Annotated in this window: 25 protein-coding genes; 15 read left to right on the top strand and 10 right to left on the bottom strand. The window is 35.0% G+C overall.

From position 1 onward, the window contains the following. Nucleotide 1 precedes the first annotated feature (1 nt). The 5 genes from HQN62_RS07780 to HQN62_RS07760 all read right to left on the bottom strand — a co-directional run bounded on the left by HQN62_RS07780 (nucleotide 2) and on the right by HQN62_RS07760 (nucleotide 5,169). On the bottom strand, nucleotides 2-1,207 hold the full coding sequence (locus tag HQN62_RS07780; protein WP_173503928.1) for a C10 family peptidase: 1,206 nt from the start codon (nucleotides 1,205-1,207) through the stop codon (nucleotides 2-4). A gap of 304 nt (nucleotides 1,208-1,511) precedes the next feature. After that, a complete protein-coding gene (locus HQN62_RS07775) occupies nucleotides 1,512-1,979 on the bottom strand; it encodes a hypothetical protein (protein WP_173503927.1) in 468 nt (155 codons plus the stop codon). A 196-nt stretch (nucleotides 1,980-2,175) separates the two neighbouring features. After that, nucleotides 2,176-3,126 (bottom strand): transporter, encoded by a 951-nt coding sequence (locus HQN62_RS07770; RefSeq protein ID WP_173503926.1) that lies wholly within the window; start codon nucleotides 3,124-3,126, stop codon nucleotides 2,176-2,178. A gap of 291 nt (nucleotides 3,127-3,417) precedes the next feature. Further along, entirely contained in the window at nucleotides 3,418-3,999 is a 582-nt protein-coding gene (locus tag HQN62_RS07765) for a non-canonical purine NTP diphosphatase (RefSeq protein WP_173503925.1), read from the bottom strand. Between the two features lie 363 nt (nucleotides 4,000-4,362). Continuing rightward, nucleotides 4,363-5,169, bottom strand: a complete 807-nt coding sequence (locus tag HQN62_RS07760; RefSeq protein WP_173503924.1) for an NYN domain-containing protein — start codon at nucleotides 5,167-5,169, stop codon at nucleotides 4,363-4,365. Nucleotides 5,170-5,334: 165 nt separating this feature from the next. On the opposite strand from HQN62_RS07760, the gene HQN62_RS19025 reads away from it, so the two are divergent. The 8 genes from HQN62_RS19025 to HQN62_RS07725 all read left to right on the top strand — a co-directional run bounded on the left by HQN62_RS19025 (nucleotide 5,335) and on the right by HQN62_RS07725 (nucleotide 11,313). After that, complete coding sequence (locus HQN62_RS19025) at nucleotides 5,335-5,460, top strand: hypothetical protein (RefSeq protein WP_256413213.1); 126 nt, start codon at nucleotides 5,335-5,337, stop codon at nucleotides 5,458-5,460. 149 nt (nucleotides 5,461-5,609) lie between these two features. Beyond that, nucleotides 5,610-6,872 (top strand): cysteate-C-fatty acyltransferase, encoded by a 1,263-nt coding sequence (gene capB / locus HQN62_RS07755; RefSeq protein ID WP_111409279.1) that lies wholly within the window; start codon nucleotides 5,610-5,612, stop codon nucleotides 6,870-6,872. Between the two features lie 250 nt (nucleotides 6,873-7,122). After that, nucleotides 7,123-7,947, top strand: coding sequence for an alpha/beta hydrolase (locus tag HQN62_RS07750; RefSeq protein ID WP_173503923.1), 825 nt, complete (start codon nucleotides 7,123-7,125; stop codon nucleotides 7,945-7,947). 1 nt (nucleotide 7,948) lies between these two features. After that, nucleotides 7,949-8,497 (top strand): RBBP9/YdeN family alpha/beta hydrolase, encoded by a 549-nt coding sequence (locus HQN62_RS07745; RefSeq protein WP_173503922.1) that lies wholly within the window; start codon nucleotides 7,949-7,951, stop codon nucleotides 8,495-8,497. Nucleotides 8,498-8,500: 3 nt separating this feature from the next. After that, entirely contained in the window at nucleotides 8,501-9,319 is an 819-nt protein-coding gene (locus tag HQN62_RS07740) for a sulfurtransferase (RefSeq protein ID WP_173503921.1), read from the top strand. Nucleotides 9,320-9,619: 300 nt separating this feature from the next. Further along, nucleotides 9,620-10,033, top strand: coding sequence for a cupin domain-containing protein (locus HQN62_RS07735; RefSeq protein ID WP_173503920.1), 414 nt, complete (start codon nucleotides 9,620-9,622; stop codon nucleotides 10,031-10,033). 135 nt (nucleotides 10,034-10,168) lie between these two features. Beyond that, nucleotides 10,169-10,693, top strand: coding sequence for a dihydrofolate reductase family protein (locus HQN62_RS07730; RefSeq protein WP_173503919.1), 525 nt, complete (start codon nucleotides 10,169-10,171; stop codon nucleotides 10,691-10,693). 41 nt (nucleotides 10,694-10,734) lie between these two features. Further along, complete coding sequence (locus HQN62_RS07725) at nucleotides 10,735-11,313, top strand: YceI family protein (protein WP_243412035.1); 579 nt, start codon at nucleotides 10,735-10,737, stop codon at nucleotides 11,311-11,313. 35 nt (nucleotides 11,314-11,348) lie between these two features. On the opposite strand, the gene HQN62_RS07720 is transcribed toward HQN62_RS07725, so the two are convergent. The 5 genes from HQN62_RS07720 to HQN62_RS07700 all read right to left on the bottom strand — a co-directional run bounded on the left by HQN62_RS07720 (nucleotide 11,349) and on the right by HQN62_RS07700 (nucleotide 14,607). Further along, nucleotides 11,349-11,684, bottom strand: coding sequence for a tRNA-binding protein (locus HQN62_RS07720; RefSeq protein WP_173503918.1), 336 nt, complete (start codon nucleotides 11,682-11,684; stop codon nucleotides 11,349-11,351). A gap of 129 nt (nucleotides 11,685-11,813) precedes the next feature. After that, nucleotides 11,814-12,746 (bottom strand): peptidylprolyl isomerase, encoded by a 933-nt coding sequence (locus HQN62_RS07715; RefSeq protein ID WP_173503917.1) that lies wholly within the window; start codon nucleotides 12,744-12,746, stop codon nucleotides 11,814-11,816. Between the two features lie 140 nt (nucleotides 12,747-12,886). Then, nucleotides 12,887-13,435: a hypothetical protein gene (locus HQN62_RS07710; protein ID WP_173503916.1), complete on the bottom strand. Its 549-nt coding sequence runs from the start codon at nucleotides 13,433-13,435 to the stop codon at nucleotides 12,887-12,889. Next, nucleotides 13,435-13,971, bottom strand: a complete 537-nt coding sequence (locus HQN62_RS07705) for a GNAT family N-acetyltransferase (RefSeq protein ID WP_173503915.1) — start codon at nucleotides 13,969-13,971, stop codon at nucleotides 13,435-13,437. The genes HQN62_RS07710 and HQN62_RS07705 overlap by 1 nt, the downstream gene beginning before the upstream one ends. A 72-nt stretch (nucleotides 13,972-14,043) precedes the next feature. Further along, nucleotides 14,044-14,607 carry a DUF4256 domain-containing protein gene (locus tag HQN62_RS07700; RefSeq protein WP_217362509.1) on the bottom strand — a complete coding sequence of 188 codons (564 nt, stop codon included), beginning with the start codon at nucleotides 14,605-14,607 and terminating at the stop codon, nucleotides 14,044-14,046. Between the two features lie 325 nt (nucleotides 14,608-14,932). Here HQN62_RS07700 and HQN62_RS07695 point away from each other — a divergent pair, with 325 nt between their 5' ends. The 7 genes from HQN62_RS07695 to HQN62_RS07665 all read left to right on the top strand — a co-directional run bounded on the left by HQN62_RS07695 (nucleotide 14,933) and on the right by HQN62_RS07665 (nucleotide 23,363). Continuing rightward, nucleotides 14,933-15,376: a DUF1569 domain-containing protein gene (locus HQN62_RS07695; RefSeq protein WP_173503913.1), complete on the top strand. Its 444-nt coding sequence runs from the start codon at nucleotides 14,933-14,935 to the stop codon at nucleotides 15,374-15,376. 29 nt (nucleotides 15,377-15,405) lie between these two features. Continuing rightward, entirely contained in the window at nucleotides 15,406-16,053 is a 648-nt protein-coding gene (locus HQN62_RS07690; RefSeq protein ID WP_116795725.1) for a DNA/RNA non-specific endonuclease, read from the top strand. A gap of 183 nt (nucleotides 16,054-16,236) precedes the next feature. Beyond that, complete coding sequence (trmD, locus tag HQN62_RS07685) at nucleotides 16,237-16,914, top strand: tRNA (guanosine(37)-N1)-methyltransferase TrmD (protein WP_115809876.1); 678 nt, start codon at nucleotides 16,237-16,239, stop codon at nucleotides 16,912-16,914. An 89-nt stretch (nucleotides 16,915-17,003) separates the two neighbouring features. Further along, nucleotides 17,004-17,375 (top strand): hypothetical protein, encoded by a 372-nt coding sequence (locus HQN62_RS07680; protein WP_173503912.1) that lies wholly within the window; start codon nucleotides 17,004-17,006, stop codon nucleotides 17,373-17,375. 194 nt (nucleotides 17,376-17,569) lie between these two features. Further along, nucleotides 17,570-17,920 carry a 50S ribosomal protein L19 gene (rplS, locus tag HQN62_RS07675; RefSeq protein WP_077370497.1) on the top strand — a complete coding sequence of 117 codons (351 nt, stop codon included), beginning with the start codon at nucleotides 17,570-17,572 and terminating at the stop codon, nucleotides 17,918-17,920. A gap of 288 nt (nucleotides 17,921-18,208) precedes the next feature. Further along, entirely contained in the window at nucleotides 18,209-20,431 is a 2,223-nt protein-coding gene (locus HQN62_RS07670; protein WP_173503911.1) for an NADP-dependent isocitrate dehydrogenase, read from the top strand. A gap of 523 nt (nucleotides 20,432-20,954) precedes the next feature. After that, nucleotides 20,955-23,363 (top strand): TonB-dependent receptor, encoded by a 2,409-nt coding sequence (locus tag HQN62_RS07665; RefSeq protein WP_173503910.1) that lies wholly within the window; start codon nucleotides 20,955-20,957, stop codon nucleotides 23,361-23,363. The last annotated feature ends 17 nt before the right edge of the window (nucleotides 23,364-23,380 follow it).

The following is a 23,380-nucleotide window of genomic DNA, read 5'->3' as shown; positions in this document are numbered from 1 at the left end:
TTTAAGGGGTTATATTATATACCATTGTGTTTTTGTAATTGTAACTACTTGTACCTGTATTGAAGTGTGAAACACTGTAATAAGCGTTATAGTCATTATCCCAACCCCAGTTCATGTGTAAAAGAGGGGAATAAGTAACTGCTTGCCCTGTACAATTGCCATAATCATCTCTGGAATAAAAAGTAGATTGTGTATATCCATCGCAAACCCAAGCGTGACCATTCGTGTAACTTCCTCCAGAATTTGTTCCTCCTGATAAAATGACAGGTTTGTTGGAATTTAAATTTTGCACAACGGTATTCAGATTGAAATCAGCAAAGTTTGCATTAGAATATCCAAAGTGATAAATAAGTGTTGGCACTATATCTTCAGAATAAGCCCATGATGTATCACAATAATATCTCATTTTTACCCAAAAACCTATATCCTTCATTAATTGTTGCGTGTCAGAGGTGCCGTTAGCGTATCTTCCATAATTTGGCATATTTGCCCAATTGTAGGTATTGGCTTTGTGAAAATAACGCATCACCTGTGCTATTGCAGTTGCTACACAACCAGTAGGGGCTTTGTATCCGAAATAATCAGTGTAACTACAATTAGTATCTAATAAATTGTTATACCCATTACCTTGTCCCCAAATAGTGGTTAGAAAAGGCCCTTTTTGAACAGTAGCATCTGGGCAATAATTAATAGGATCTGGTTCTATTCTGCTCGTCGAGCTTGTAGATTTTACTAAAGAGTTATTATCTGCTAATACTTTCCATTCCTGCTTTACTTCTTTGCTTTGAGTAAGTTGATGGTCAATGACATTTTGCACTTGTTCTTTTTCTCCTTTCATCCAGTATTGTACCGGAGGAATGATTTCTGTTGGAATCGAAGAAAAACTTCCAGTATCAGAAAAGGCTAAAATTGGGCTTATCCTGTTGTCAGCAGATATAATGAGAAATCCGCCTTCTTTGTAGTTAATTACATAAAATGCATTTTCATTTTTGGCAGTTTTATGTATAATGATATTCTCAATAGTTTTGTTATTATTTACTCCTTTAGCAGTTGTATTTTCTTTTTTGAAAAAAGACTGGGCTATTTCATTTACAATCTTTTGATTTACAGTACTTGAATTGGGCTGGAGTACACTCTCATCCTCTTGTTTGTCGCAAGAAATTAGTAAAATAAAACTTAAGAAAAATAAGAATAGTGACTTGGTCAAAATTCCATAAAAATTAAGGTTTGGTTTGGTTTGGTTTGGTCATTTTTCGATTCTAATCATCAAAAGTTAGTAATAAATTAAATAACAGTCGTTTATAAAAAACAAATGTAAGATTTTTTTTTAGTTATACACGTTTTTAGTAATTAAATTTATAAGAGTAATGATTGTTTTTATTATTGGTCTTGTCTTCTTGTGTGCCAATTATCAGAAAAACATTTAGGTTTAAGATATATCACGAATATTACCTCTATTGCACAAAAAAGCCCAAATTAATGGGCTTTTAGAGTTTTAAAAAAATACTTTTTTATTTGACTATTGTAATAGTACTGCCCGTTTGTCCTTCGACTTCAACTCGCCAAACTAAGACATCATTTAACCAAAGTTTTTCTAGTACTATTGAATTACTCGTTCTTCTGTATTTTGTTTTGATAGTGTCAGTTTCGGTAGAATTCCAATGAATATAGGTAATTGGATATTCTTCGGAAGAATCAGAATTTAAAAAGACACGCATACCTTTTCCTGTTTCATTTGCAGAGAGTATTCCAAGAAAAAAACCTCCAGGGTTGTCTAAAATTGCACCAGGGGTATTATAACCATAACCAAGGTCTTTTCCTCCTACGAGATATCTTACGCGAATACTATTTTCTGGATATTTATCAGAGCCTAAAATATTTTCGCCAGAATTATTTTTAAGATATATATCAATATTGGCCAAAAGGTTAAAACCAGTTATTGGTTTATCGATAATGTTCTCACTACATGATAAGCACATAATTGTTAATAGGGCTATGAAAAGTTTTTTCATGATAGTAAGTAGCTGGAAATAAATTAGTACACTTTTTTTATGCAAGATCAAATGTAAGAAAATTTTCTACCTATTCAAGATTTCAATAATTAATTTTATAAGAGTACTTATTGTTTTTGACCTCGTATATGCTAACCGTTTTTATTTATAGGGTATCGATATATTACTTCTTCGTTTTTTTAAACCCTTTTTGGGTTTTGGTTTTTTTGGCCATTTTTTCAGCAGCTTCTTCTTCTTTTGTTAAAAGATGAACTTCCTTGTATCGACCATCATAACGCCATGATATTCCAACACCTCCATAAAGAACTGAAGGCGTATCCTTAAAATTAGTACTTATCGAAGCATCAACCTGCATGTTTCTATTAATCAAATAAGCAGCTCCACCTCGAACGATGGCATCACTATAAAAATCGCTTTTTATACCTTGGTTTTCAACAAAAGCGGACCAATTTTTATTAATTCCTTTCGTCAAAGTTAAAATGTAACTCAAACTAGGATAATCTGTCGTCATGTAATTGGAAATGATATTGGTTACAAAAACCCAAGAACCATCACCTAAATGATTTTGCAAAATGATAGCTACTTTTGGAGAGATTGCCGATTCTGGGGAAAAATAAAAAGGATTATCCGCTCCTGTAAAATTGGCTCCGGCAAAAACCGCAACAGCAGGAATTACTTGATGCCAGTTGAATTTGTGATTCGCTTTCCAGCTGTACAAATTAACTTCTTTTTTATATCCCTTATTCGGATCATAAATCAAATATTTGGCTCCCAAAACAGATTGCTTAAAATCGGCTCTGTCATCAACCTGCATCGGATAATTAAATGTTTCATACACATATTGAACGTCTGCAATGAACTCTAAATTCTCCAGAAATGCACCATATCTCACTTCCAAATCAAGACCAAAACCATTGGCGTCATAATTCAACAAACTATGACTTTCTTTAATACCAAACACACCTGTTTCTACTTGAAGAACTGTTTTGCCTACAGCAAAAGCCGACATGGATTCGCCAGGTCTGTTCGAGTTAATTTCATCTGTGTGTTGCCCGTAATGAACTGTTGGTATTAAAAAAAGGGAAGCAAAAATTATGGTTTTGATTTTGAACATACTGAATTATTTGAGTGAAAAGCTATAACGCATTTCAAATGTACTATATTTTATTGTAACTATCATTTGGTTAAAAATTTCTCTATGATCTAAAATAACTAGCATTTAATTTTACCATATAAGTTTTTAAAAAAATAAATTAGTGATTAAAAAGAACATATAAGTTAAAAATATTTTTAGCCAGCTAAATTCTTTGCTTGAATGAACTATTGATTTTACTAACTTAATTTTGTTTCAACTAAAAAACTTATATGACTTATATGTTTAATAATTTGTTTAACAAAACACTTTTTACACTGGATTCTGATTTAAAAATGCAATAAGCTCTCGAGTGGCTTTTCCTCTGTGACTTATGGCGTTTTTGGTTTCCAATGAAAGCTGGGCAAACGTTTCTTGATATCCTTCAGGTCTAAAAATTGGGTCGTAACCAAAGCCCTGATTCCCATTTTTTTCTAAAGTGATTTCACCACGAGCAATTCCTGTAAAAAGATACTGCTTCCCTTTTAGATTTAAGGTTATTACGGTTTTAAATTGGGCATCCCTATTCGTTGAATTTTCTAAATTCAAAAGCAATTTATCCATATTATCTTCTGAAGAACGTTGCTCTCCAGCATAACGTGCCGAATAAACGCCGGGTTCTCCATTCAAAGAATCAACTTCAAGTCCAGTGTCATCAGCAAAGCAATCATAACCGTATTTTTCGGTTACATAATTCGCTTTCATGATGGCATTCTCTTCTATTGTATCGGCAGTTTCTGGAATATCTTCGTGACAACCTATACTTTCTAGGCTAATAATTTGAATACTTTCAGGAAGCATACTTTGTATTTCGTGAATTTTATTGGCATTGTTGGTAGCAAAAACGATTTTCATTTGTTGGTATTTAATATTATTAAGAATACAAATATATCAGTTTACTGCACTCAAAGAAACAACAGATTTAGTAATAACATTCTAATTCTTAAAATGAACAAACAATTATTTTATTGGCAAAAAACAGTATGTTAAAAAAATAGTTAAAACTCTATTTTTCAATACATTAAATGTAAAACTATCGTACATTTGAACGTGGTTCTGATTAATTACTTGAGCATATAATATCACAAATATTCAATATTAGAAAAAGTATCTCAATAGTCAGCTATACCGAATTTAAGTATAAGTTAGATAATGATAAATCAGAACTTACAAAGTTGGGAGGGCAATGAAAAGCCCTCCTTTTTTTGTGTTTTTTTTTTAAGTATAACGCAATCTAACGTAAACATGTTTGATTCCTTTTTTATCCGAATCTCTTTCGTCTATTTCCAGAATATCGGTTAGGGATTTGAGCATGGGAGTCAATTTAGAAAAACCGTAGCTTCTAGGGTCAAACTCTGGCTTTTTCTTCACAATGAGATTTCCCACATCGCCCAAGAAAGCCCAACCGTCATCATCTCCAATGGCATCGATTGTGTCTTCTATCAATTCTATGGTTTTATTATCAATTTTTATGGCAGTTTCTTTTTCGGGAATTTTCTTGGTGTCTTTGGTGTCTTTAGCATCTTTAAGATCTGCGGAAGGAACTGTTGCAGCTGTTTTTGGTTTTTTCTTTTTGATGGCTCCTTCCAAGACCTCAATGAAAATGAATCGGTCGCAGGAAACAATAAATGGATTCGGTGTTTTTTTCTCGCCCATACCAATAACTTTCATTCCCGATTCTCGCAATCGAATAGCGAGTCTGGTAAAATCGCTGTCACTGGAAACAATACAAAAACCATCCACTTTATCAGAATACAGCAAATCCATCGCATCTATAATCAAAGCCGAATCAGAAGAATTTTTCCCAACAGTGTAACTATATTGCTGAATGGGCGTAATGGCGTGTTCCAACAAGACCGATTTCCAGCCGTTGGCATTTGGTTTGGTCCAATCGGCATAAATGCGTTTGGTAGTTGGAGTACCGTATTTGGCGATTTCCTCCATCATTCCTTTTACATTGCTGTAGGGAACATTGTCGGCATCAATAAGTACGGCGAGTTTTAGTTCTTTTGCATTTTGAGACATCTTTTCTATTTTAGATTGTAGATTATTAGATTCCAGATTGTTGAATTATTGATTTTAATTTTTATTTTGCAATTGAAATTTTCATTGCCATTGTTGTCGAACCTGATTCAAATATACGTTTTTTATTGAAAAAAGTTCTTGATTACCGCATTAGCCCTGATGGAAATGGAAAGCCTCGATGGAATAAACCTATTTTTTCCTGGGCTGACAGAGCGACCAACGGAAGCTCCTGCCAGCCCAATGGAAAAAATGGTTTATGACGGAGAGCTTGCAATGGACAGCAGGATATAGCTCCTCCATCCGACTTGGCTCAGGATGACGATATTACTATTTATAATGGATTGGTTTTAGAAAAATAAATATACTTTCAAGGTGCTAATACATTATAAATAATTATTTTTGCGACTTCTTAAAATTAATAGTAGTACATATTATATATTATGGTAAAAGATTTATTCGAAAGAATTCAAAACAATAAAGGTCCATTAGGAAAATGGGCATCGCAAGCAGAAGGTTATTTTGTATTCCCAAAATTAGAAGGAGACTTAGGACCGAGAATGAAATTTCAAGGAAAAGAGGTTTTGAACTGGAGTTTGAATGACTATTTAGGGCTTGCAAACCATCCAGAAGTGCGTAAAGCAGATGCGGATGCAGCTATCGAATATGGTGCCGCTGCCCCAATGGGTGCGCGTATGATGAGCGGTCACACTAAATATCACGAACAATTAGAGAATGAATTGGCTGCTTTCGTAATGAAAGAATCAGCTTATTTGCTGAATTTTGGTTACCAAGGAATGGTGTCTATCATTGATGCTTTGGTGACTAGAAATGATGTGATCGTGTATGATGTAGATGCGCATGCCTGTATTATTGACGGTGTTCGTTTACACAGCGGAAAACGTTTTACGTACAAGCACAACGACATCGAAAGTATGGAGAAAAACTTGGATCGTGCTACAAAATTAGCCGAAACAACTGGTGGTGGTATATTATTTATTACCGAAGGTGTTTTTGGAATGCGCGGGCAACAAGGAAAGTTGAAAGAGATTGTAGCCATGAAAGAAAAATACAATTTCCGTTTACTTGTAGATGATGCGCACGGTTTTGGTACACTTGGAGAAACAGGTGCCGGAGCTGGTGAAGAGCAAAATTGCCAAGACGGAATTGATGTTTACTTCTCTACGTTTGCAAAATCAATGGCAAACATTGGTGCTTTTGTGGCTGCAGATAAAGATATTATCGATTATTTAAAATACAACTTACGTTCTCAAATGTTTGCCAAAGCATTGCCAATGATCCAAACTATTGGTTCTTTGAAACGTTTGCAATTGTTGCGTGACAACCCAGGTTTGAAAAACAAATTATGGGAAAACGTAAATACTTTGCAAAACGGTTTGAGAAGCAAAGGATTTAATATTGGTGACACAAACACTTGCGTTACCCCAGTTTATCTAGAAGGAAGTGTACCGGAAGCGATGGTGATGGTAAATGACTTAAGAGAAAATTACGGTATTTTCTTATCAATCGTAATTTATCCAGTTATACCAAAAGGAATGATTTTATTGCGCGTTATTCCTACTGCTTCTCACACATTGGAAGATATTGCTGAAACACTTACTGCTTTTGAAGCAATCCGTGAGAAATTAGTAAACGGAACTTACAAAGAAATCGCCAGCAGAACTACAGTAGATTTGGATGCTTAATTTTTAGCAGTTCATTTAAATATAAAAAATCCATCGGTCGAAAGGCTGATGGATTTTTTTTTGGAGCAGACATTTTTCGCATCTATCCTATTCAGTCCTGCTATTCGCTATATCTTTTTCTTTTTAAAGAAAAAAGAAAAAGGATACCGCTTCTATCAGGGCTATTCTACATCTTTATATTTTCATAAGAACCAGTGCAGTCAACGTCTAAAAATTCTGTATTTTTATGCTTTCAAAATAAAAAACGAAAATGAAAAGATTCTTTATTTCCCTGATTCTACTACTTTCCCTAACATTACTTTCTGCCCAAAAAACAGAATATACCACAGTCACAAACATCCCATATTATAGCGAAGCCATAGCCAACACGGACCCTTATATAAAAGAACGTTGTGTTATCGACATCTATTATCCTAAAAGCACCAAAGGATTTGCAACTGTAATTTGGTTTCACGGTGGCGGCTTAACCTCAGGTAGCAAAGAACTTCCAGAAGGGCTTAAAGACAAAGGATTTTGTGTGGTTTCGGTAAATTATAGACTATCTCCAAAAGTAAAAGCACAAAAATGCATTGAAGATGCAGCAGCAGCCGTAGCTTGGACATTCAAGAATATTGCCACTTATGGCGGAGATGATTCGTTAATTATAGTTTCAGGACATTCAGCTGGCGCGTACTTATCACTAATGGTGGGATTGGACAAAAAATGGCTGAAAGCTGATGGAATAGAAGCCAACTCCATCGCAGGATTGATTCCGTTGAGCGCTCAAACCATAACTCATTTTGAAATCCGAAAAGAAAGAGGCATTCCAGACACCCAACCCATAGTTGATGAGTTTGCACCCTTGTATCACGTTCGCGCCGATGCACCATCTTTATTGCTAATTACGGGTGATAGAGAAAAAGAAATGTTGGGGCGTTATGAAGAAAACGCCTATATGATGCGAATGATGAAAATTGCGGGTCACAAACAAACGACTTTGTATGAATTACAAGGTTTTGGACATAACATGACCGAACCCGCTTTTCCGTTGGTTGTCAAAGAAATTCAAAGAATTACAGCTTTAAAAAAGAAATAAAATGACCCCGCACTTATTAATTATTCCAGGACTTGGTGATTCTGGCGAAAAACACTGGCAAAGCTTTTGGCTGCAAAAATTCACCAATTCGACCAAAGTCATTCAAGACAATTGGGACGAACCTCAACTCAACGAATGGCTTGAAAGACTTTCCAAAACCATTCAGCAAATAGATGAACCAACCATTTTGGTGGCTCACAGTCTGGCGGTTTCCCTAGTTATGCATTGGATTTCCAAAAATAACAATCCAAACATCGTTGGTGCTATGCTTGTTGCCCCCGCTGATGTAGATTCGCCCAAGCATACCCCTGATTTCCTGAGACACTTTTCACCTATTCCAACCCAAGCAGTTCCTTTTTCAACCTTGGTAGTAGGAACGGAAAACGACACCTATATGTCACTGGAAAGAACCAAGGAATTAGCCTCATATTGGGGGAGTGATTTTATAAACGTGGGACAACTAGGACACATCAACTCCGACTCTAATCTGGAATATTGGGAAGATGGACAAAATTATTTACAAAAATTAATATCAAAAATTAAGCGCTAAAAAATGACAAATCCTATAGTTTCAGCAGCCTGGCTTCAAGAACATATAAACGATTCAAATCTAATTATACTCGAGGCAAGATTGGATCAAAATCAATCTAATCTTGAGAATCAAAATCCAGATTTACAAATAAAAGATGCCCGTTTATTTGATATCAAAAATAATTTTAGCGACACTAGCAATCCGTTACCCAACACTTTTCCGTCGGAAGAAAAATTCACTGCTGAATCTCAAAAATTAGGTATTAATTCAAATAGCACAATTGTCGTTTATGACACTTTGGGAATTTATTCCAGTCCTAGAGCTTGGTGGATGTTCAAAGCGATGGGACATTCGAATGTTTTTGTGTTGGATGGCGGACTTCCAGAATGGATCAGAGAAGGTTTCCCAACTGAAAAGCAACAACAAACAACTTACCCGAAAGGGAATTTTGAGGCAAAATTTCAGCCCGAATTAATCAAAAATAAAGAACAGATTGTTGAAAATATCACAACCAAAGAAGCTGTTCTCATGGATGCCAGATCTGCAGACCGATTCCATGCCACCCACGAAGAACCGAGAGCCGGATTAAGAAGCGGACATATTCCTTGTTCCATAAATATTCCTTTTACCGAACTGCAGCAAGACGGAAAGTTCAAATCGACAGAAGAATTAAAAGAAATCCTAAAACTGAATGACCAGCCGTTATTTTTTACTTGTGGTTCCGGAATTACTGCTTGTATTGTTTTACTAGCAACCGAATTGATTTCGGACAACCCAAAAGCCGTTTATGATGGTTCTTGGACAGAATGGGGTTCAAGTGATTTACCTATTGAGAAGTAAAAAACAAACAATAATTTTCATAAAAAGGATAGTTTTATTACATATAAAACTATCCTTTTTATTTAATTCCTTTCAATTTTAAAATTAGACATCTTTAAAACCTAAACCTCAATTCTTTCATATATACCACAGTAAAATTCCTAACATAAAATTTTTCTTTCTTTTGAAATAAAAAACAATTAAAACACTAAAATACAGACTATTACATGATAAAAATCAATTAAAAATGAGTTTAAATCACTAACTTTACATGATGTTTTTATGTTGTTTTAATTCTCAAAAAATTAAAAAAAGATAATCATGAAAAGAAATTTATTCATTGCATTCGGAAGAATATTTATACTCTTTCTATTATCATTTGGTGCCAACGCACAGGAATGGAAAAATTTAAACCCAAAAATGAATCATGTTTTGGCGGACACGACTTTCCTACGAGCAACTGAAGTCATACTTCAACCAGGAGAAAAGAGCGATATGCACACCCACCCTGCTCATTTCTTTTATGCACTTACAGACGGAAAATTAATAGTTCACTACAAAGACGGTAAAAATGAATCATTTGATCTCAAACCTGGAATGTCAGGCGTAAGCGCTCCAGAACGTCCACATGTAACTGAAAATGGTGGTTCGACAACAATAAAATTTCTATTGGTAGAACTGAAGGAACATCCTTATGACGCTTCAAAAGAAAAGAAAAATAAGGGTAATGATTAACTATTTTCCTATTGTCAAATCAAAGAGAACAACATGAACTAATAACAACAAATTGACGCAAGTAAAAATCCTAACCATATGACTTTTAATTGTGTCAATTTGCAAAATTTAAGAGGCTTTTTTCGACAATAATAGATGAGAACAACAGCATATATAGGAACAAGCTTGGATGGCTTTATTGCAAGAAAGAATGGAGAAATCGATTGGTTAATCCCATTTGACAACCAAGAAATCAATAAAAGCTACACCAAATTTATTAGCCACATTGATGTAATAATAATTGGAAGAGGCACTTTTGAAAAAGTGATCACTTTTCCTTCTTGGCCGTATCAACAAAAAGTTTTTGTTTTAAGTACACAAATCAAAGAAATACCAAATAACCTAAAAGAAAAAGTTAGCATCCTCTCGATGAAGCCAAAAGAGTTACTGCATTATCTTTCCGACGAAGGTTATTCCAATGCCTATGTTGACGGAGGAAAAGTGATACAAAGCTTTCTAAAAGAAAATTTACTTGATGCACTAATAATCACTAGAGTTCCTGTTCTTATTGGTGATGGTATTCCACTATTTGGACAGCTTGACCAAGATACTACGTTTAAACACTTGCATACAAATATCTTTTCGAATGGGCTTGTAATGAGCCATTACGAAAAGAACTAAAAATAAATTACAAATTACAATAACATTTAAATCTCAATAAAATGACACCTCAAATTACCTTTAAAGAAGAACAAAATACAAAAACAAGCATCATGGAAAATATGAAATGGGAAATAGATCCCTCACATTCAGAAGTGTATTTCAAAATTAAACATCTTGAAATTGTTACTCTAACAGGGAGATTTAATGAAATAAATGGAACAGCTGAAGCAGAAGAAGATTTTGAAAATGCGGTCTTTTCTTTTACTGCAAATGTTGACTCCATTAATACCAATGATCAAAAAAGAGATGCTCACTTAAAAAGCCCTGATTTCTTCGATGCCGAAAAATTTCCAAAAATCACTTTCCACTCTACTAAATTCAAAAGAATAGGTGATACAACTTTTGAAATAATCGGTAAACTAACCATCAAAGAAGTTACAAAACCAACCATTTTGGAAATAAAATATGGAGGTAGCAATATCGATCCTTGGGGAAATACAAAAGCAGGTTTAAAATTGAAAGGAAAAATAAACCGTAGAGATTTTGGATTAGTATGGAATGCCGCAATAGAAACTGGTGGTTTCTTGATTAGCGATGAAGTAAAGATAGATGCCAATATTGAATTACTGAAAAAATAATACAAAATGCAAAACCCTAACAACAGTTCGTAATACTAACCTATCCGCAATCCGTTTTCTATTTTGAAATCGGGGGCCAATAAAATCACATCACCTTCCTCACCTACTGCTCCCAGCACCAAACATTCGCTCATAAACTTCCCAATTTGCTTTTTGGGAAAATTGACTACAGCTACGATTTGCCTTCCTGTCAGAACTTCTTTGGTATATCTTTTGGTAATTTGAGCCGATGTTTTTCGAATACCAATGACACTTCCAAAATCAATTGTGAGTTGGAATGCAGGTTTTCTGGCTTCTGGAAAATCATTGACTTCTAGTATTGTTCCCACTCGTATTTCTACTCTTTCAAATTCTGACCACGTTAAATCCATAGTTTGTTTTTTAAGTTGCTAAGTCACTAAGATACTAAGGTTCTAAGTTAAGAACAAAAAAAATCCCAAAACAAATGTTTTGGGATTTCCTATTTATCGCAATAATCACTGATTACTGTTTTCTAAATACTATTTAACGTCCATTAATTCAACGTCAAAAATCAAAGTCGCATTTGGTGGAATAACACCACCTGCTCCTGCTGGTCCATATCCTAAATCAGATGGAATCACAAAACGAGCTTTATCTCCTACTTGTAACAAAGCAATACCTTCGTCCCAACCTTCAATGACCTGACCTTGACCCAATCTGAATTCAATTGGTTTTTTTCTTGGGTACGATGAATCAAAAACTTTGCCATTTTCTAATGAACCTTCATAGTGAACAGCAACTGTTTTTCCGCTTTCTGCTTTTTTACCAGAACCTCTTTGAATGAATTGGTAACGCAAACCGCTTTCTGTTTTTTCAAAACCAGCAGCTAATGTTTCCATTTTTGCTTCTGATTCTGCTTTTATAGCCGCTAATTTTTTCAAACGAGCTCCTTTTAAACCAACAAAAGCTTCAATAGCATTCCATTTTTCAGCTTCTTCACCTACTCGGATAATTTCAACTGAATCTAAAGAATCTCCTTGAGCAATAGCGTCTACAATATCTTGTCCTTCTACAACATTACCAAAAACAGTATGTTTGTTATCTAACCAAGGTGTAGCAACATGTGTGATAAAAAACTGAGAACCATTAGAACCTGGCCCTGAATTTGCCATAGACAATACTCCTGGGGCATCGTGACGCAAGTCTGGATGGAATTCATCATCAAACTTGTACCCTGGATCTCCTGTTCCTGTTCCTAGAGGACAACCTCCTTGAATCATAAAATCAGGAATTACTCTATGAAATTTTAAACCGTCATAGAATTTTTGTCCTTGAGGTTTTATTTTATTTTCCATGTTCCCTTCGGCAAGAGCAACAAAGTTACCAACAGTTCCTGGTGTCAAATCGTGTGTTAATTTTACCAAAATCGCCCCTTTAGCGGTGTTGAATTTAGCGTATATTCCGTTTTCCATTGTGTTTTTTTTTTATTGAGGTGCAAATTTACGAATAAATTTATAGAATCAGAAAATTTGGAGATTTGAATCAAAGTAAATACATTTTAAAACAATGTGTTGTTCCCAATATGAAACTAATGATTATTTATTTGTAGATCTTATTCAGAACCTCGAATTTTTATTTGCCTGTCATTTTTAATATTCCCCTCCGATTTAGTGTAAATTTTTACAACATTTAAGTTTAACTTTTCAATAGAGTTATCAAGTTTATCTACCGTGATTTTCAATATAAAATTGGTATCAACTAAATATTTATCATAATCTGCTTTGATTACTTCATTGTCAATTTCAAAAATAGTTACTCCTTCTTTACAGTTTGTATATTTTGACTTCAATTGATTTAATGAAAGAAAGATTGGTTCGTAACTCTCTTTTGTCTGAATAATAATTTTTCCAAAATATTTAACTTTATCAATTTCAACATCCTCCTTTTCAACCTTTATAGTTTCAACTTCCTCTGGTCGCAAAGTATTAAGAACACTTTCGTCAATGTGTTTTCCATTTAAAAAACAAGCAGGCTTTTCTTCGACAGAATTTTCATTTAGGTAAACAACTTTAAGTAATGGTTCCTTTTCAGATTGAAACCTATCCTGTCCAAAAACATTTAATGACAAAAATGTGGCTGAGATTATTATTATCCTTTTCATTATTTTCTATCCGCTTTTAAAAGAGAATACAAATTCAAATCAATAAATGTATCATAAAGCAATTCGCCTTGTCGAATGACGCCTTCTTTGGTAAAGTTTAATTTCTCTGGAATAGTCTTGCTTTTGAAATTTTCGGTTCCGCATTTGATTTCGATTCTGTTCAGCTGTAAATCCGAAAAGCAAAAATCGATAATGGCTTTACAAGATTTTGTGACAATCCCTTTTCCCTGTAACCCTTCAATAATCCAATAACCAATTTCTCCGATTTTGTTTTGGTTATCAATTTTATAAACACCAATTCGGCCAATAACATTTTCATTTTCTATAATGACAAAAGCAAATTCGTTTCCATCATTGTTACGTTGCATGGTTCCTTTTACAAAATTATCCGCGAATTCAACGGTTTGCATTCTATCTACAAAAGGCAACCAAGGTCTTAAATGTGCTCTATTAGCATCAACCATTTCAAAAATAGGCTGCACATGGTTTTCAGTAATTAATTCTAGTTTGAGAATATTATCAATTGTAATTGTCATATGTTTTTCTTTTCTATAATAATGATTTGTGAACCAAATTAAATTCGTTTTCCAAAACTGTCTATTTAATATTTAAACCCTTAATGACCCGCGAAATCCTCTAACTGCGTAGTAAGAAGAAGCTCCGTTGTGATAGATAAACACCGTGTTATAGCGGAAATCAGCAAAAATGGCACCACCCAGTTTTCTAATATCCGAAGGCGTTAGCACCCAGCTCGATGTTTTGGTATCAAAATTCCCAAGTTGTTGTAATTCTCGATATTCTGCTTCCGTCAAAATTTCGATGCCCATGGCTGCGGCAAAATCAATAGCACTATTTTCCGGTTTGAATTCTTTTCGAGAATCCAGTGCTTCACGGTCGTAACAAAGACTTCTTCGCCCTTTTGGACTTTCTGCTACACAATCATAAAAAATGTATTCATTTGTCTTTTCGTCATGGCCAACAACATCCGGTTCACCGCCAGTTCTTTCCATTTCATTGAGCGACCATAGTTTCTCGGGACTGGTTTCCAGCTTAGCTTGTACATTGTCCCAATCAAGACCTATGTGGCGGTTTCTATTTTTCTCAAAACGATTTTTTAATATTCCGAGTAATGTTAAATGTTGTTCGGGTGACAACTCTTTTTTATTTTCCATTGTCATAATGTGTTATTTTTTACTCCTAATAGATTAACTCAAATCTAGTAAATATATCAAAATTTTCCTTACACAATTTCTAAAACAAGAATTGTGTTTAGAGCCGTTTTGTTATGAAATGAAAATGATTTTCTGAAATACTTAATTCCACTAAAGCCTAGCCCAGATAGAAGCGGTATCCCACGCTTTTTTTTGCGTGGATACAAGTGGATAGCTGGAAATTGCTCCTAATAATTACTCTCTTTATTCTTTTTGGTAATACTGTTTTGATAGTATATTTGGCTGCAAAGGATTATATTTGTTTATGACTTTAAACCAAAAAAATATGGGTTCGATATATGACAAAGCCGATAATGAGGCTATAATTGCCAGAATCAATTCTCTTACGCCTGACAGTAAAGCGCTGTGGGGCAAGATGACAGTGGACCAAATGTGCAAGCATTGCAACGCTGCGATTCAGGTTGCGTTTGGCACAAAAGCCCTAAAGAAGTATTTCCTGTTGCGTATTTTAGGCAGATTAATAAAAAACAAAGCCTTTAATAGTGACTTTGGAAAAAACAGTCCTACGGCTAAAGAGCTAAAATTTGAAAGTTCCTATGATTTTGAATCCAGCAGAAAAGAATTTGCAGAAAATTTTAGCCAATTTACGAAAGGCACTCAAGTGATCAAGCTTATGGATCATCCTTTTTGGGGCAAAATGACTTATGAGGATTGGGATAAATTGATGTGGAGACATACCGATCATCATTTGAGGCAGTTTGGAGTTTAGCCCAAAACCATTAAAAAAAACATTCGTTTATGAGTATCATCAGACATAAGCATTTCTTTTTATCATATTCCGAAGAACACGAACAAGCGGAGTGGGCAGCCTATTATTTGACTGCGGAGTCCCAACAAGAGCATCATTTTGAAAGACCTTATTTCAAACAAGATCCGTTGGTAGACACCGATTCTGCACATTGGAAAAATTATAAAGATACCGGTTACGACAAAGGCCACCTTGTCCCAGCCGCTGATATGAAATTTTCCAGTGAAGCCTACAATGAAACTTTTTACACCTCGAATGTGTCACCTCAAAACAGAGCTTTTAACGCCGGAGTCTGGAACCGACTGGAACAAAAAATTCGGTATTGGGCTGATAAATACACGGCTCTTTTTATAGTGACGGGAAGTATTTTGCATGATAATTTAGTTACTATTGGCGACGAAGAAGTCTCGGTTCCCGATTATTTTTTCAAAATCGTGGTTCGGGTACAGGACGATGCTTTGGTAATGATTCCGTTTTTGGTTCCCAATGAAAAATCGGATGCTCCGCTTTATACTTTTGCAACAACCATTGATGCAATTGAACAAATTACTGGAATTGATTTCAACCAAAAACTATCTGAAAAAATTGAAGAGAAAATAGAAAAAGAGTTGAGTTATAAGGAATGGAGTTTTAGCTAAACCACAATATTCTGAGAAAAAAAATAACCATATAAGTAATATAAGTTCATTTAAGTTTTCTTATAAGGCCTTATATTACTTATATGGCTTAAAAAAGTTCTCCAAATTCCATTTGTTTTGAATTGAAGTAACAAATGGGTCTTGCTAATTTATTTGTACCTTTGCCGTTCCTAAAAAAGCAACATGAGAATTGACATTATAACCGTATTACCTGAATTATTAAGAAGTCCATTTGAAGCTTCGATTATGAAACGCGCCATTGACAAAGGATTGGTGGAGGTTCATTTTCATAATTTAAGAGATTATACGACCAACAAACAAAAAAGCGTTGACGATTATCCTTTTGGTGGTGGAGCTGGAATGGTTATGACTGTTCAACCCATAGATGCCTGTATCACCCACCTGAAAAGTGAAAGAACCTACGACGAAATCATTTATATGTCTCCCGATGGCGAAACGCTAAACCAAAAAATGGCCAACACGATGTCGATGTATGAAAACATCATCATTTTGTGTGGACATTATAAAGGTGTCGATCAACGCGTGCGCGATCATTTTATCACCAAGGAAATTTCAATAGGTGATTATGTTTTATCAGGAGGAGAATTGGGTGCTTTGGTTTTATCTGATGCCTTAATCCGATTGATTCCAGGAGTATTGAGTGACGAAACCTCGGCATTGACCGATAGTTTCCAGGATGGTTTACTTTCGGGTCCCATCTATACTCGTCCTGCCGACTACAAAGGCTGGAAAGTTCCTGATGTTTTATTAAGCGGCCATTTCGCCAAAATTGATAAATGGAGAGAAGACACGGCCTATGAACACACGAAAAACAGGAGACCAGACTTGTTAAACGATTAATTTTCAAATCATTAGATAATTAATTTTCATATATTTATACTTTAAACAAGAATTAGTTCACTTCTTAGTAACCTTTAAAAGTATAAATCATGAAAAAAATAATCTTCAAAGTAATTTTAATTATTACTTTTTTCATTTCAGCTGTTTCCTTTGCGCAAGGAATAAATAGAACATCCTTATTGAATGAACTCAACAAAACTTATGGTATCGCACTAAGTGAAGATGAAAAAACCTATTTCGGAAATGCGAACAGCACATTAGTATTGGAATTATTTGGTCTGGACGAAAAAAAATTATCAAAAGAAAATCGTGATAAAGAAATTGATAAATTATTTGACAAAAGAGACAAAACGTTGACTTCATCGTTGGGCATAAACAAATACAGTGATATTAAAGCAAGAACAGACGAGAAAATTGCGGAAATCATAAAAAAAGTAAAACAAGCAAAAATGGTTCCTTAATTTATTCTAGCAATACAATTCACAAAATAGCTCTTAATAATAACGGCTTTTTTCAAATAAACTAGCAATTAAATAATTTAAAAATTTATAATTCACAATTCATAATTATTTTTTACATTTGCACCCTCATTAGACCAACCTCTGGCGAAAACCGCGAATGTTGCTCTATTTAAACCATAATTAAACAAATTATCATGGCAGATTTGATGAAATTCGTTCAAGACGAATTCGTAACAAGAAAAGATTTCCCTGTATTCGGAGCTGGAGACACAATCACAGTTTACTACGAAATTAAAGAGGGTGAAAAAACAAGAACACAGTTTTTTAAAGGTGTTGTAATTCAAAGAAGAGGTTCTGCTAACACAGAAACTTTTACAATTCGTAAAATGTCAGGAGCAATTGGAGTTGAGCGTATCTTCCCAGTAAACTTGCCAGCTTTGCAAAAAATTGAAATCAACAAGAAAGGTGCTGTACGTAGAGCTAGAATTTTCTACTTCAGACAACTTACTGGTAAAAAAGCTAAGATTAGAGACAAAAGAAGATAGTTTACGCTATTTCTTTAATGATAAAAAAGTCCCAACCGATGAAAATCGAGATTGGGACTTTTTTTTTGATAATTTTATGGCATTAAAAATCACAATTTAAGAATCAAATGGTACTTAAAATATCAAATTAAAAATATCACAGAATATATATTTAAATTTATTTTTTTATATACAAATAAAACCACTATTACAACTGCATTTCTTATCTTTGCCCGCCTTAACTCAAACGATGTAATTCTACAAAAGGCCTTAAATAAATTGTGATTTAGATTAAAAAAAATAAAAAAAATGACAACAAAAGCTAAAATTTTTTACACACTTACAGATGAGGCTCCTTTATTGGCAACCTATTCTTTTCTACCAATTGTCCAGGCATTTACTGCTACTTCGGATATCGAAATAGAGACTAGAGACATTTCACTTGCCGGAAGAATCATCTCGAATTTTTCGGAATTTTTAAAAGAAGATCAAAAAACAAAAAACGCTTTATTGGAATTAGGTCAATTAGCGACTACTCCAGAAGCAAACATCATAAAACTACCGAATGTATCAGCGTCAATTCCACAATTGAAAGCTGCTATTGCCGAATTACAATCACACGGTTATGCTTTGCCGGATTTCCCAGAAGACCCACAAACTGAAGAAGAAAAAGCGATCAAAGCAAAATATTCTAAAATTTTAGGATCCGCTGTAAATCCAGTTTTACGTGAAGGAAATTCAGATCGTAGAGCTCCAAAAGCGGTTAAAAACTACGCAAAAGCAAATCCACACTCTATGGGTGCTTGGTCTGCCGATTCAAAAACTCACGTAGCCTCAATGGAAAGCGGTGACTTTTACGGAAGTGAAAAGTCATTGACTTTGACAGATGCCACTGATGTAAAAATCGAATTTGTTGCCAAAGATGGTACTGCTACAGTTCTTAAAGCAAGTACTCCTTTGAAATCAGGGGAAATTATTGATAGTTCTGTTATGCATTTGAATGCTTTGAAATCTTTTGTATCTAAAACAATAAAAGAAGCCAAAGAACAAAACATTTTGCTTTCAGTTCACTTGAAAGCAACAATGATGAAAGTTTCTGATCCAATTATATTTGGTGCAATTGTTGAAGTATATTTTGCAGATGTATTCCAAAAATACGCTGCTTTATTTTCAGAATTAAACATCAATACCAGCAATGGTCTAGGAGATGTGTATGCGAAAATTGCAGGGAATCCAATGCAAGCCGAAGTAGAAGCTGCAATTACTCAAGCTATCGAAAACGGACCAGCTTTGGCCATGGTGAATTCTGATAAAGGAATTACCAATCTTCACGTTCCTTCGGATGTAATTGTAGACGCTTCAATGCCAGCTATGATCCGTACTTCCGGACAGATGTACAATAAAGACGGAAAACAACAAGATACCGTTGCAATAATCCCAGACAGATGTTACGCTGGTGTTTATACAGCTACTATCGATTTCTGTAAAAAGCACGGTGCTTTTGTACCAACTACGATGGGAAGTGTTCCTAACGTTGGATTGATGGCACAACAAGCCGAAGAATATGGTTCTCACGATAAAACATTCCAATTGAAAGCAGACGGAGTTGTTCGCGTTATCGATACAAACGGAACTGTTTTGATGGAACAAAGCGTAGAAGCAAACGACATTTTCAGAATGTGTCAGGCGAAAGATGCTCCTATTCAAGACTGGGTAAAACTAGCAGTAAACAGAGCTCGTTTGTCTAATACTCCTGCTGTTTTCTGGCTGGATAACAACAGAGCACACGACAGAGAATTAATCATTAAAGTAGAAAAATATTTAAAAGATTACGACACAACTGGTTTAGACATCAGAATCTTAAATCCTATTGAAGCTACCAACTTTACTTTGGAGCGCATCATCAAAGGATTGGATACTATCTCGGTAACCGGAAACGTATTGCGTGATTACTTAACCGATTTATTCCCAATTCTGGAAGTTGGAACTTCAGCAAAAATGCTTTCTATCGTTCCGTTAATGAATGGTGGTGGTTTATTTGAAACTGGCGCAGGAGGATCGGCACCAAAACACGTTGAGCAATTCATCCAAGAAGGATACTTGCGTTGGGATTCACTAGGAGAATTTTTGGCTTTAGGAGCTTCATTAGAGCACTTGGGACAAACTTTACGCAATCCAAAAGCAATTATCTTAGCTGAAACACTTGATACAGCAACCGAAAAATTCTTGGCAACGGACAAATCCCCTTCACGTAAATTAGGAGGAATTGACAACCGTGGGTCTCATTTCTATTTGGCAATGTATTGGGCAGAAGCTTTGGCAGCTCAAGACAAAGACGCCGAATTGAAAGCAATATTCACTCCTATCGCTGCTGAGTTTTTTGCAAATGAATCTAAAATCAATGCCGAATTAATTGGTTCTCAAGGTAAAGCCCAAAATATTGGTGGTTATTACCAACCAAATCCAGCCTTGACAGACAAAGCAATGCGTCCAAGTGAAACTTTCAATGCTATTTTAGCCAAACTGGCTTAATTCAAAAAGCTATCATTTTATACTCAAAAGACAACCAGAAACGGTTGTCTTTTTTTGTGGAGATAGACGACCGATAACAATGATTGAAAGGATCAGCACTGAATTTAAAACCCTGTATTCAATTATTTTTTGAAGCAGAAAGATTCGGCATTTTTGGAAATACAGTCCAGCACGCGATGCCGAAAGCCGAACCCCGACTTATAAGGATTTCCACTTCAAAAAAAGTTGACTAAACTCCTATAAAAATAAAACCATAGTGAAGCAATCGAGGCTCACATCTTTGACGCAGTTAGAAATATAAGCCCTGATGCAAGCGGTATCCCATCTCCTTTTTTCTACGAGATGGAATTTAGCGGGCAGCAGGAACTTTGTTTCCTGATAAAGCCTATTCATTCGCTCCATATAATTTTTATTTCGAACAATACAAAATCAAAACAAACAAGCGTTATTAACGATACATTAACATATGTTATGTACGAATTGACCTCCGATTTAATGACATTTGTAATTCAAAACCAAAACAATGATTTCAAAGAAAATTATTTACTTATTCCTTTTACTGCTCACTTCTTTTTACACTTTTTCGCAGGATACGAGCAATAACGAATCGAATAAACAGAAGTTCACACTTAGCGGAACCATCTCGGACAGCAATAGTAATGAAACATTAATTGGGGTCAACGTTTCGATTCCTGAATTAAAAACTGGAGTTATTACAAATGAGTACGGCTTTTATTCCATCACATTGCCAAAAGGTGTCTATAAAATTCAAATCACATCAATAGGGTTTCAGACTACCGAGGAGACAGTCAATTTGGATAAAAATACCAAAATGAATTTCAAATTGACGGGTAGTGAAAATGTTCTGAAAGAAGTCATTATCAATAGCAACGATAGCCAAACCGAAAACCGAAAACCCGAAATGGGTGTAAACAAACTTTCGGTGGCAACAATTAAAAAAATGCCGGTAGTACTGGGTGAAGTCGATATTATCAAATCTATTTTATTGCTTCCCGGTGTTACCAATGCTGGTGAAGCTGCTTCTGGATTCAATGTTCGCGGAGGGGGCGCCGACCAAAATTTAATTTTGATGGATGAAGCCAGTATTTTTAACTCTTCACACGTTTTTGGATTCTTTTCTATTTTTAATCCAGATGCCGTAAAGGATATCAAACTGTACAAAGGAGGAATTCCAGCCCGTTATGGAGGAAGGGCATCTTCGGTTTTGGACATATATCAAAAAGACGGAAACAGTAACGATTTCCACATGAGTGGTGGAATTGGGTTGATAACCAGCCGCCTTTTGGCCGAGGGACCCATAGTAAAAAATAAAGGCTCTTTTCTTATCGCCGGCCGAGCTTCCTATGCACATTTATTTCTAAAACTATCCGAAGATCAAAAAGACAACGCTGCCTATTTTTATGATTTGAATGCAAAACTAAGCTATAAATTAACTCCAAATAATAACTTATACATGTCGGGCTATTTTGGTCGAGATGTATTTGCAATAAATAAAAGTTTTACGAATATATACGGAAATACCACTTTCAATACCCGTTGGAATCATTTGTTTTCTGAAAAACTTTTCTCAAACCTATCTGCTATTTTTAGTGATTATTACTATGGTTTGGATCTTGATTTTGTTGGTTTCGAATGGAGATCGGGTATTAAGAACTTCAACATTAAATACGATTTCAGAAGTTATGTTTCAGACAAATTAAAATTGAATTTCGGGGTAAATGGTATCTATTACGAATTCAATCCAGGAACCATAAAACCTTCAAGTCCTGACTCGGGAATTAATCCTGACCAACTCGAAAAAAAATATGCATATGAACCTGCAATTTATATCAATGCTGAGCAAAAAATAACCGAACGAATTGATATCAATTATGGATTACGTTACAGTTTATTTTACAATGTAGGCTCTTCAACGGTGAATTTATATGAGAATAACAATCCTGTATTGTTCAATTCACAATTTCAAATCTATGAAAAAGCAACTCCTATTGGTACAAAACAGTACAGCAAAAACGAAGTAATTAGAAGCTTCGACTATTTGGAACCTCGATTAAGCGTCAATTATCAGCTCAATGAAAACCAGTCTTTTCAAGCGAGTTACAACCGAATGGTTCAGTACTTACAGTTAATTTCGAATACATCCTCACCTACTCCGTTGGATGTATGGACTCCGAGCGGCACCTATATCAAACCTCAAATTGCCGATCAAGTAGCCTTGGGTTATTTTAAAAAATTCAAAGAAGGAGCCTATTCCACCGAAGTTAGTGGTTTTTATAAAGAAGTACAAAACAGATTGGATTATATTGATGGAGCCAACTTAATTGCCAATAAAGCAATTGAGCAAGTTTTATTGAACGGACAATTACGCTCTTATGGTCTCGAACTGATGCTAAAAAAGAACGAAGGAAAACTAACGGGTTGGATATCCTATACCCTTTCCAAATCCGAACAACAAACGCCCGGACGAACGCCCGAAGAAACTGGAATAAATAATGGTCAATGGTACAATACGGCTTATGATAAAGTCAACAATCTAGCCGTTACCGGTTCTTATTATCTAAATCCAAAATGGGCTTTCGGCGCCAACTTTATTTATCAAACGGGACAGCCTACCACTTATCCAAACGGACAGTACCAATATCTGGGAATGACCATCCCAATTTACGGATTGCGAAATAAGGAACGATTACCGTCTTTTAATCATTTGGATATTTCGGCCACATTAACTCCAAAACCAAATTACAATAAAAATTGGAGAAGCGAATGGGTTTTCAGCATTTACAACGTTTACAATAGAAAAAATGCTGCTTCAATTGCCTTTAGGGAAAATCTGGACACAGGTGCAAACGAAGCCGTGAAAACATCCATTTTTGGTATCGTGCCAGCTGTAAGTTATAATTTCAAATTTTAAAAATATTCTCATTAGAC

This window comes from Flavobacterium sp. M31R6 (assembly GCF_013284035.1).
Taxonomy (GTDB): Bacteria; Bacteroidota; Bacteroidia; order Flavobacteriales; family Flavobacteriaceae; genus Flavobacterium.
Note: the sequence above shows the minus strand (reverse complement) of the source record. Positions and strands in the feature narration are given on the sequence as shown.

Bases quoted from the DNA above. Each gene is read 5' to 3' on its own strand.
- HQN62_RS07705 (WP_173503915.1), bottom strand. From the start codon at position 13,971: ATGACAATTACAATTGATAATATTCTCAAACTAGAATTAATTACTGAA.
- HQN62_RS07715 (WP_173503917.1), bottom strand. From the start codon at position 12,746: ATGGAAAACGGAATATACGCTAAATTCAACACCGCTAAAGGGGCGATT.
- HQN62_RS07695 (WP_173503913.1), top strand. From the start codon at position 14,933: ATGGGTTCGATATATGACAAAGCCGATAATGAGGCTATAATTGCCAGA.
- rplS (WP_077370497.1), top strand. From the start codon at position 17,570: ATGGCAGATTTGATGAAATTCGTTCAAGACGAATTCGTAACAAGAAAA.
- HQN62_RS19025 (WP_256413213.1), top strand. From the start codon at position 5,335: ATGGAAAGCCTCGATGGAATAAACCTATTTTTTCCTGGGCTGACAGAG.
- HQN62_RS07745 (WP_173503922.1), top strand. From the start codon at position 7,949: ATGACCCCGCACTTATTAATTATTCCAGGACTTGGTGATTCTGGCGAA.
- HQN62_RS07770 (WP_173503926.1), bottom strand. From the start codon at position 3,126: ATGTTCAAAATCAAAACCATAATTTTTGCTTCCCTTTTTTTAATACCA.
- HQN62_RS07730 (WP_173503919.1), top strand. From the start codon at position 10,169: ATGAGAACAACAGCATATATAGGAACAAGCTTGGATGGCTTTATTGCA.
- HQN62_RS07690 (WP_116795725.1), top strand. From the start codon at position 15,406: ATGAGTATCATCAGACATAAGCATTTCTTTTTATCATATTCCGAAGAA.
- HQN62_RS07720 (WP_173503918.1), bottom strand. From the start codon at position 11,684: ATGGATTTAACGTGGTCAGAATTTGAAAGAGTAGAAATACGAGTGGGA.
- HQN62_RS07775 (WP_173503927.1), bottom strand. From the start codon at position 1,979: ATGTGCTTATCATGTAGTGAGAACATTATCGATAAACCAATAACTGGT.
- HQN62_RS07760 (WP_173503924.1), bottom strand. From the start codon at position 5,169: ATGTCTCAAAATGCAAAAGAACTAAAACTCGCCGTACTTATTGATGCC.
- HQN62_RS07735 (WP_173503920.1), top strand. From the start codon at position 9,620: ATGAAAAGAAATTTATTCATTGCATTCGGAAGAATATTTATACTCTTT.
- HQN62_RS07765 (WP_173503925.1), bottom strand. From the start codon at position 3,999: ATGAAAATCGTTTTTGCTACCAACAATGCCAATAAAATTCACGAAATA.
- HQN62_RS07750 (WP_173503923.1), top strand. From the start codon at position 7,123: ATGAAAAGATTCTTTATTTCCCTGATTCTACTACTTTCCCTAACATTA.
- HQN62_RS07740 (WP_173503921.1), top strand. From the start codon at position 8,501: ATGACAAATCCTATAGTTTCAGCAGCCTGGCTTCAAGAACATATAAAC.
- HQN62_RS07665 (WP_173503910.1), top strand. From the start codon at position 20,955: ATGATTTCAAAGAAAATTATTTACTTATTCCTTTTACTGCTCACTTCT.
- HQN62_RS07725 (WP_243412035.1), top strand. From the start codon at position 10,735: ATGACACCTCAAATTACCTTTAAAGAAGAACAAAATACAAAAACAAGC.
- HQN62_RS07680 (WP_173503912.1), top strand. From the start codon at position 17,004: ATGAAAAAAATAATCTTCAAAGTAATTTTAATTATTACTTTTTTCATT.
- HQN62_RS07670 (WP_173503911.1), top strand. From the start codon at position 18,209: ATGACAACAAAAGCTAAAATTTTTTACACACTTACAGATGAGGCTCCT.
- trmD (WP_115809876.1), top strand. From the start codon at position 16,237: ATGAGAATTGACATTATAACCGTATTACCTGAATTATTAAGAAGTCCA.
- HQN62_RS07700 (WP_217362509.1), bottom strand. From the start codon at position 14,607: ATGGAAAATAAAAAAGAGTTGTCACCCGAACAACATTTAACATTACTC.
- HQN62_RS07710 (WP_173503916.1), bottom strand. From the start codon at position 13,435: ATGAAAAGGATAATAATAATCTCAGCCACATTTTTGTCATTAAATGTT.
- capB (WP_111409279.1), top strand. From the start codon at position 5,610: ATGGTAAAAGATTTATTCGAAAGAATTCAAAACAATAAAGGTCCATTA.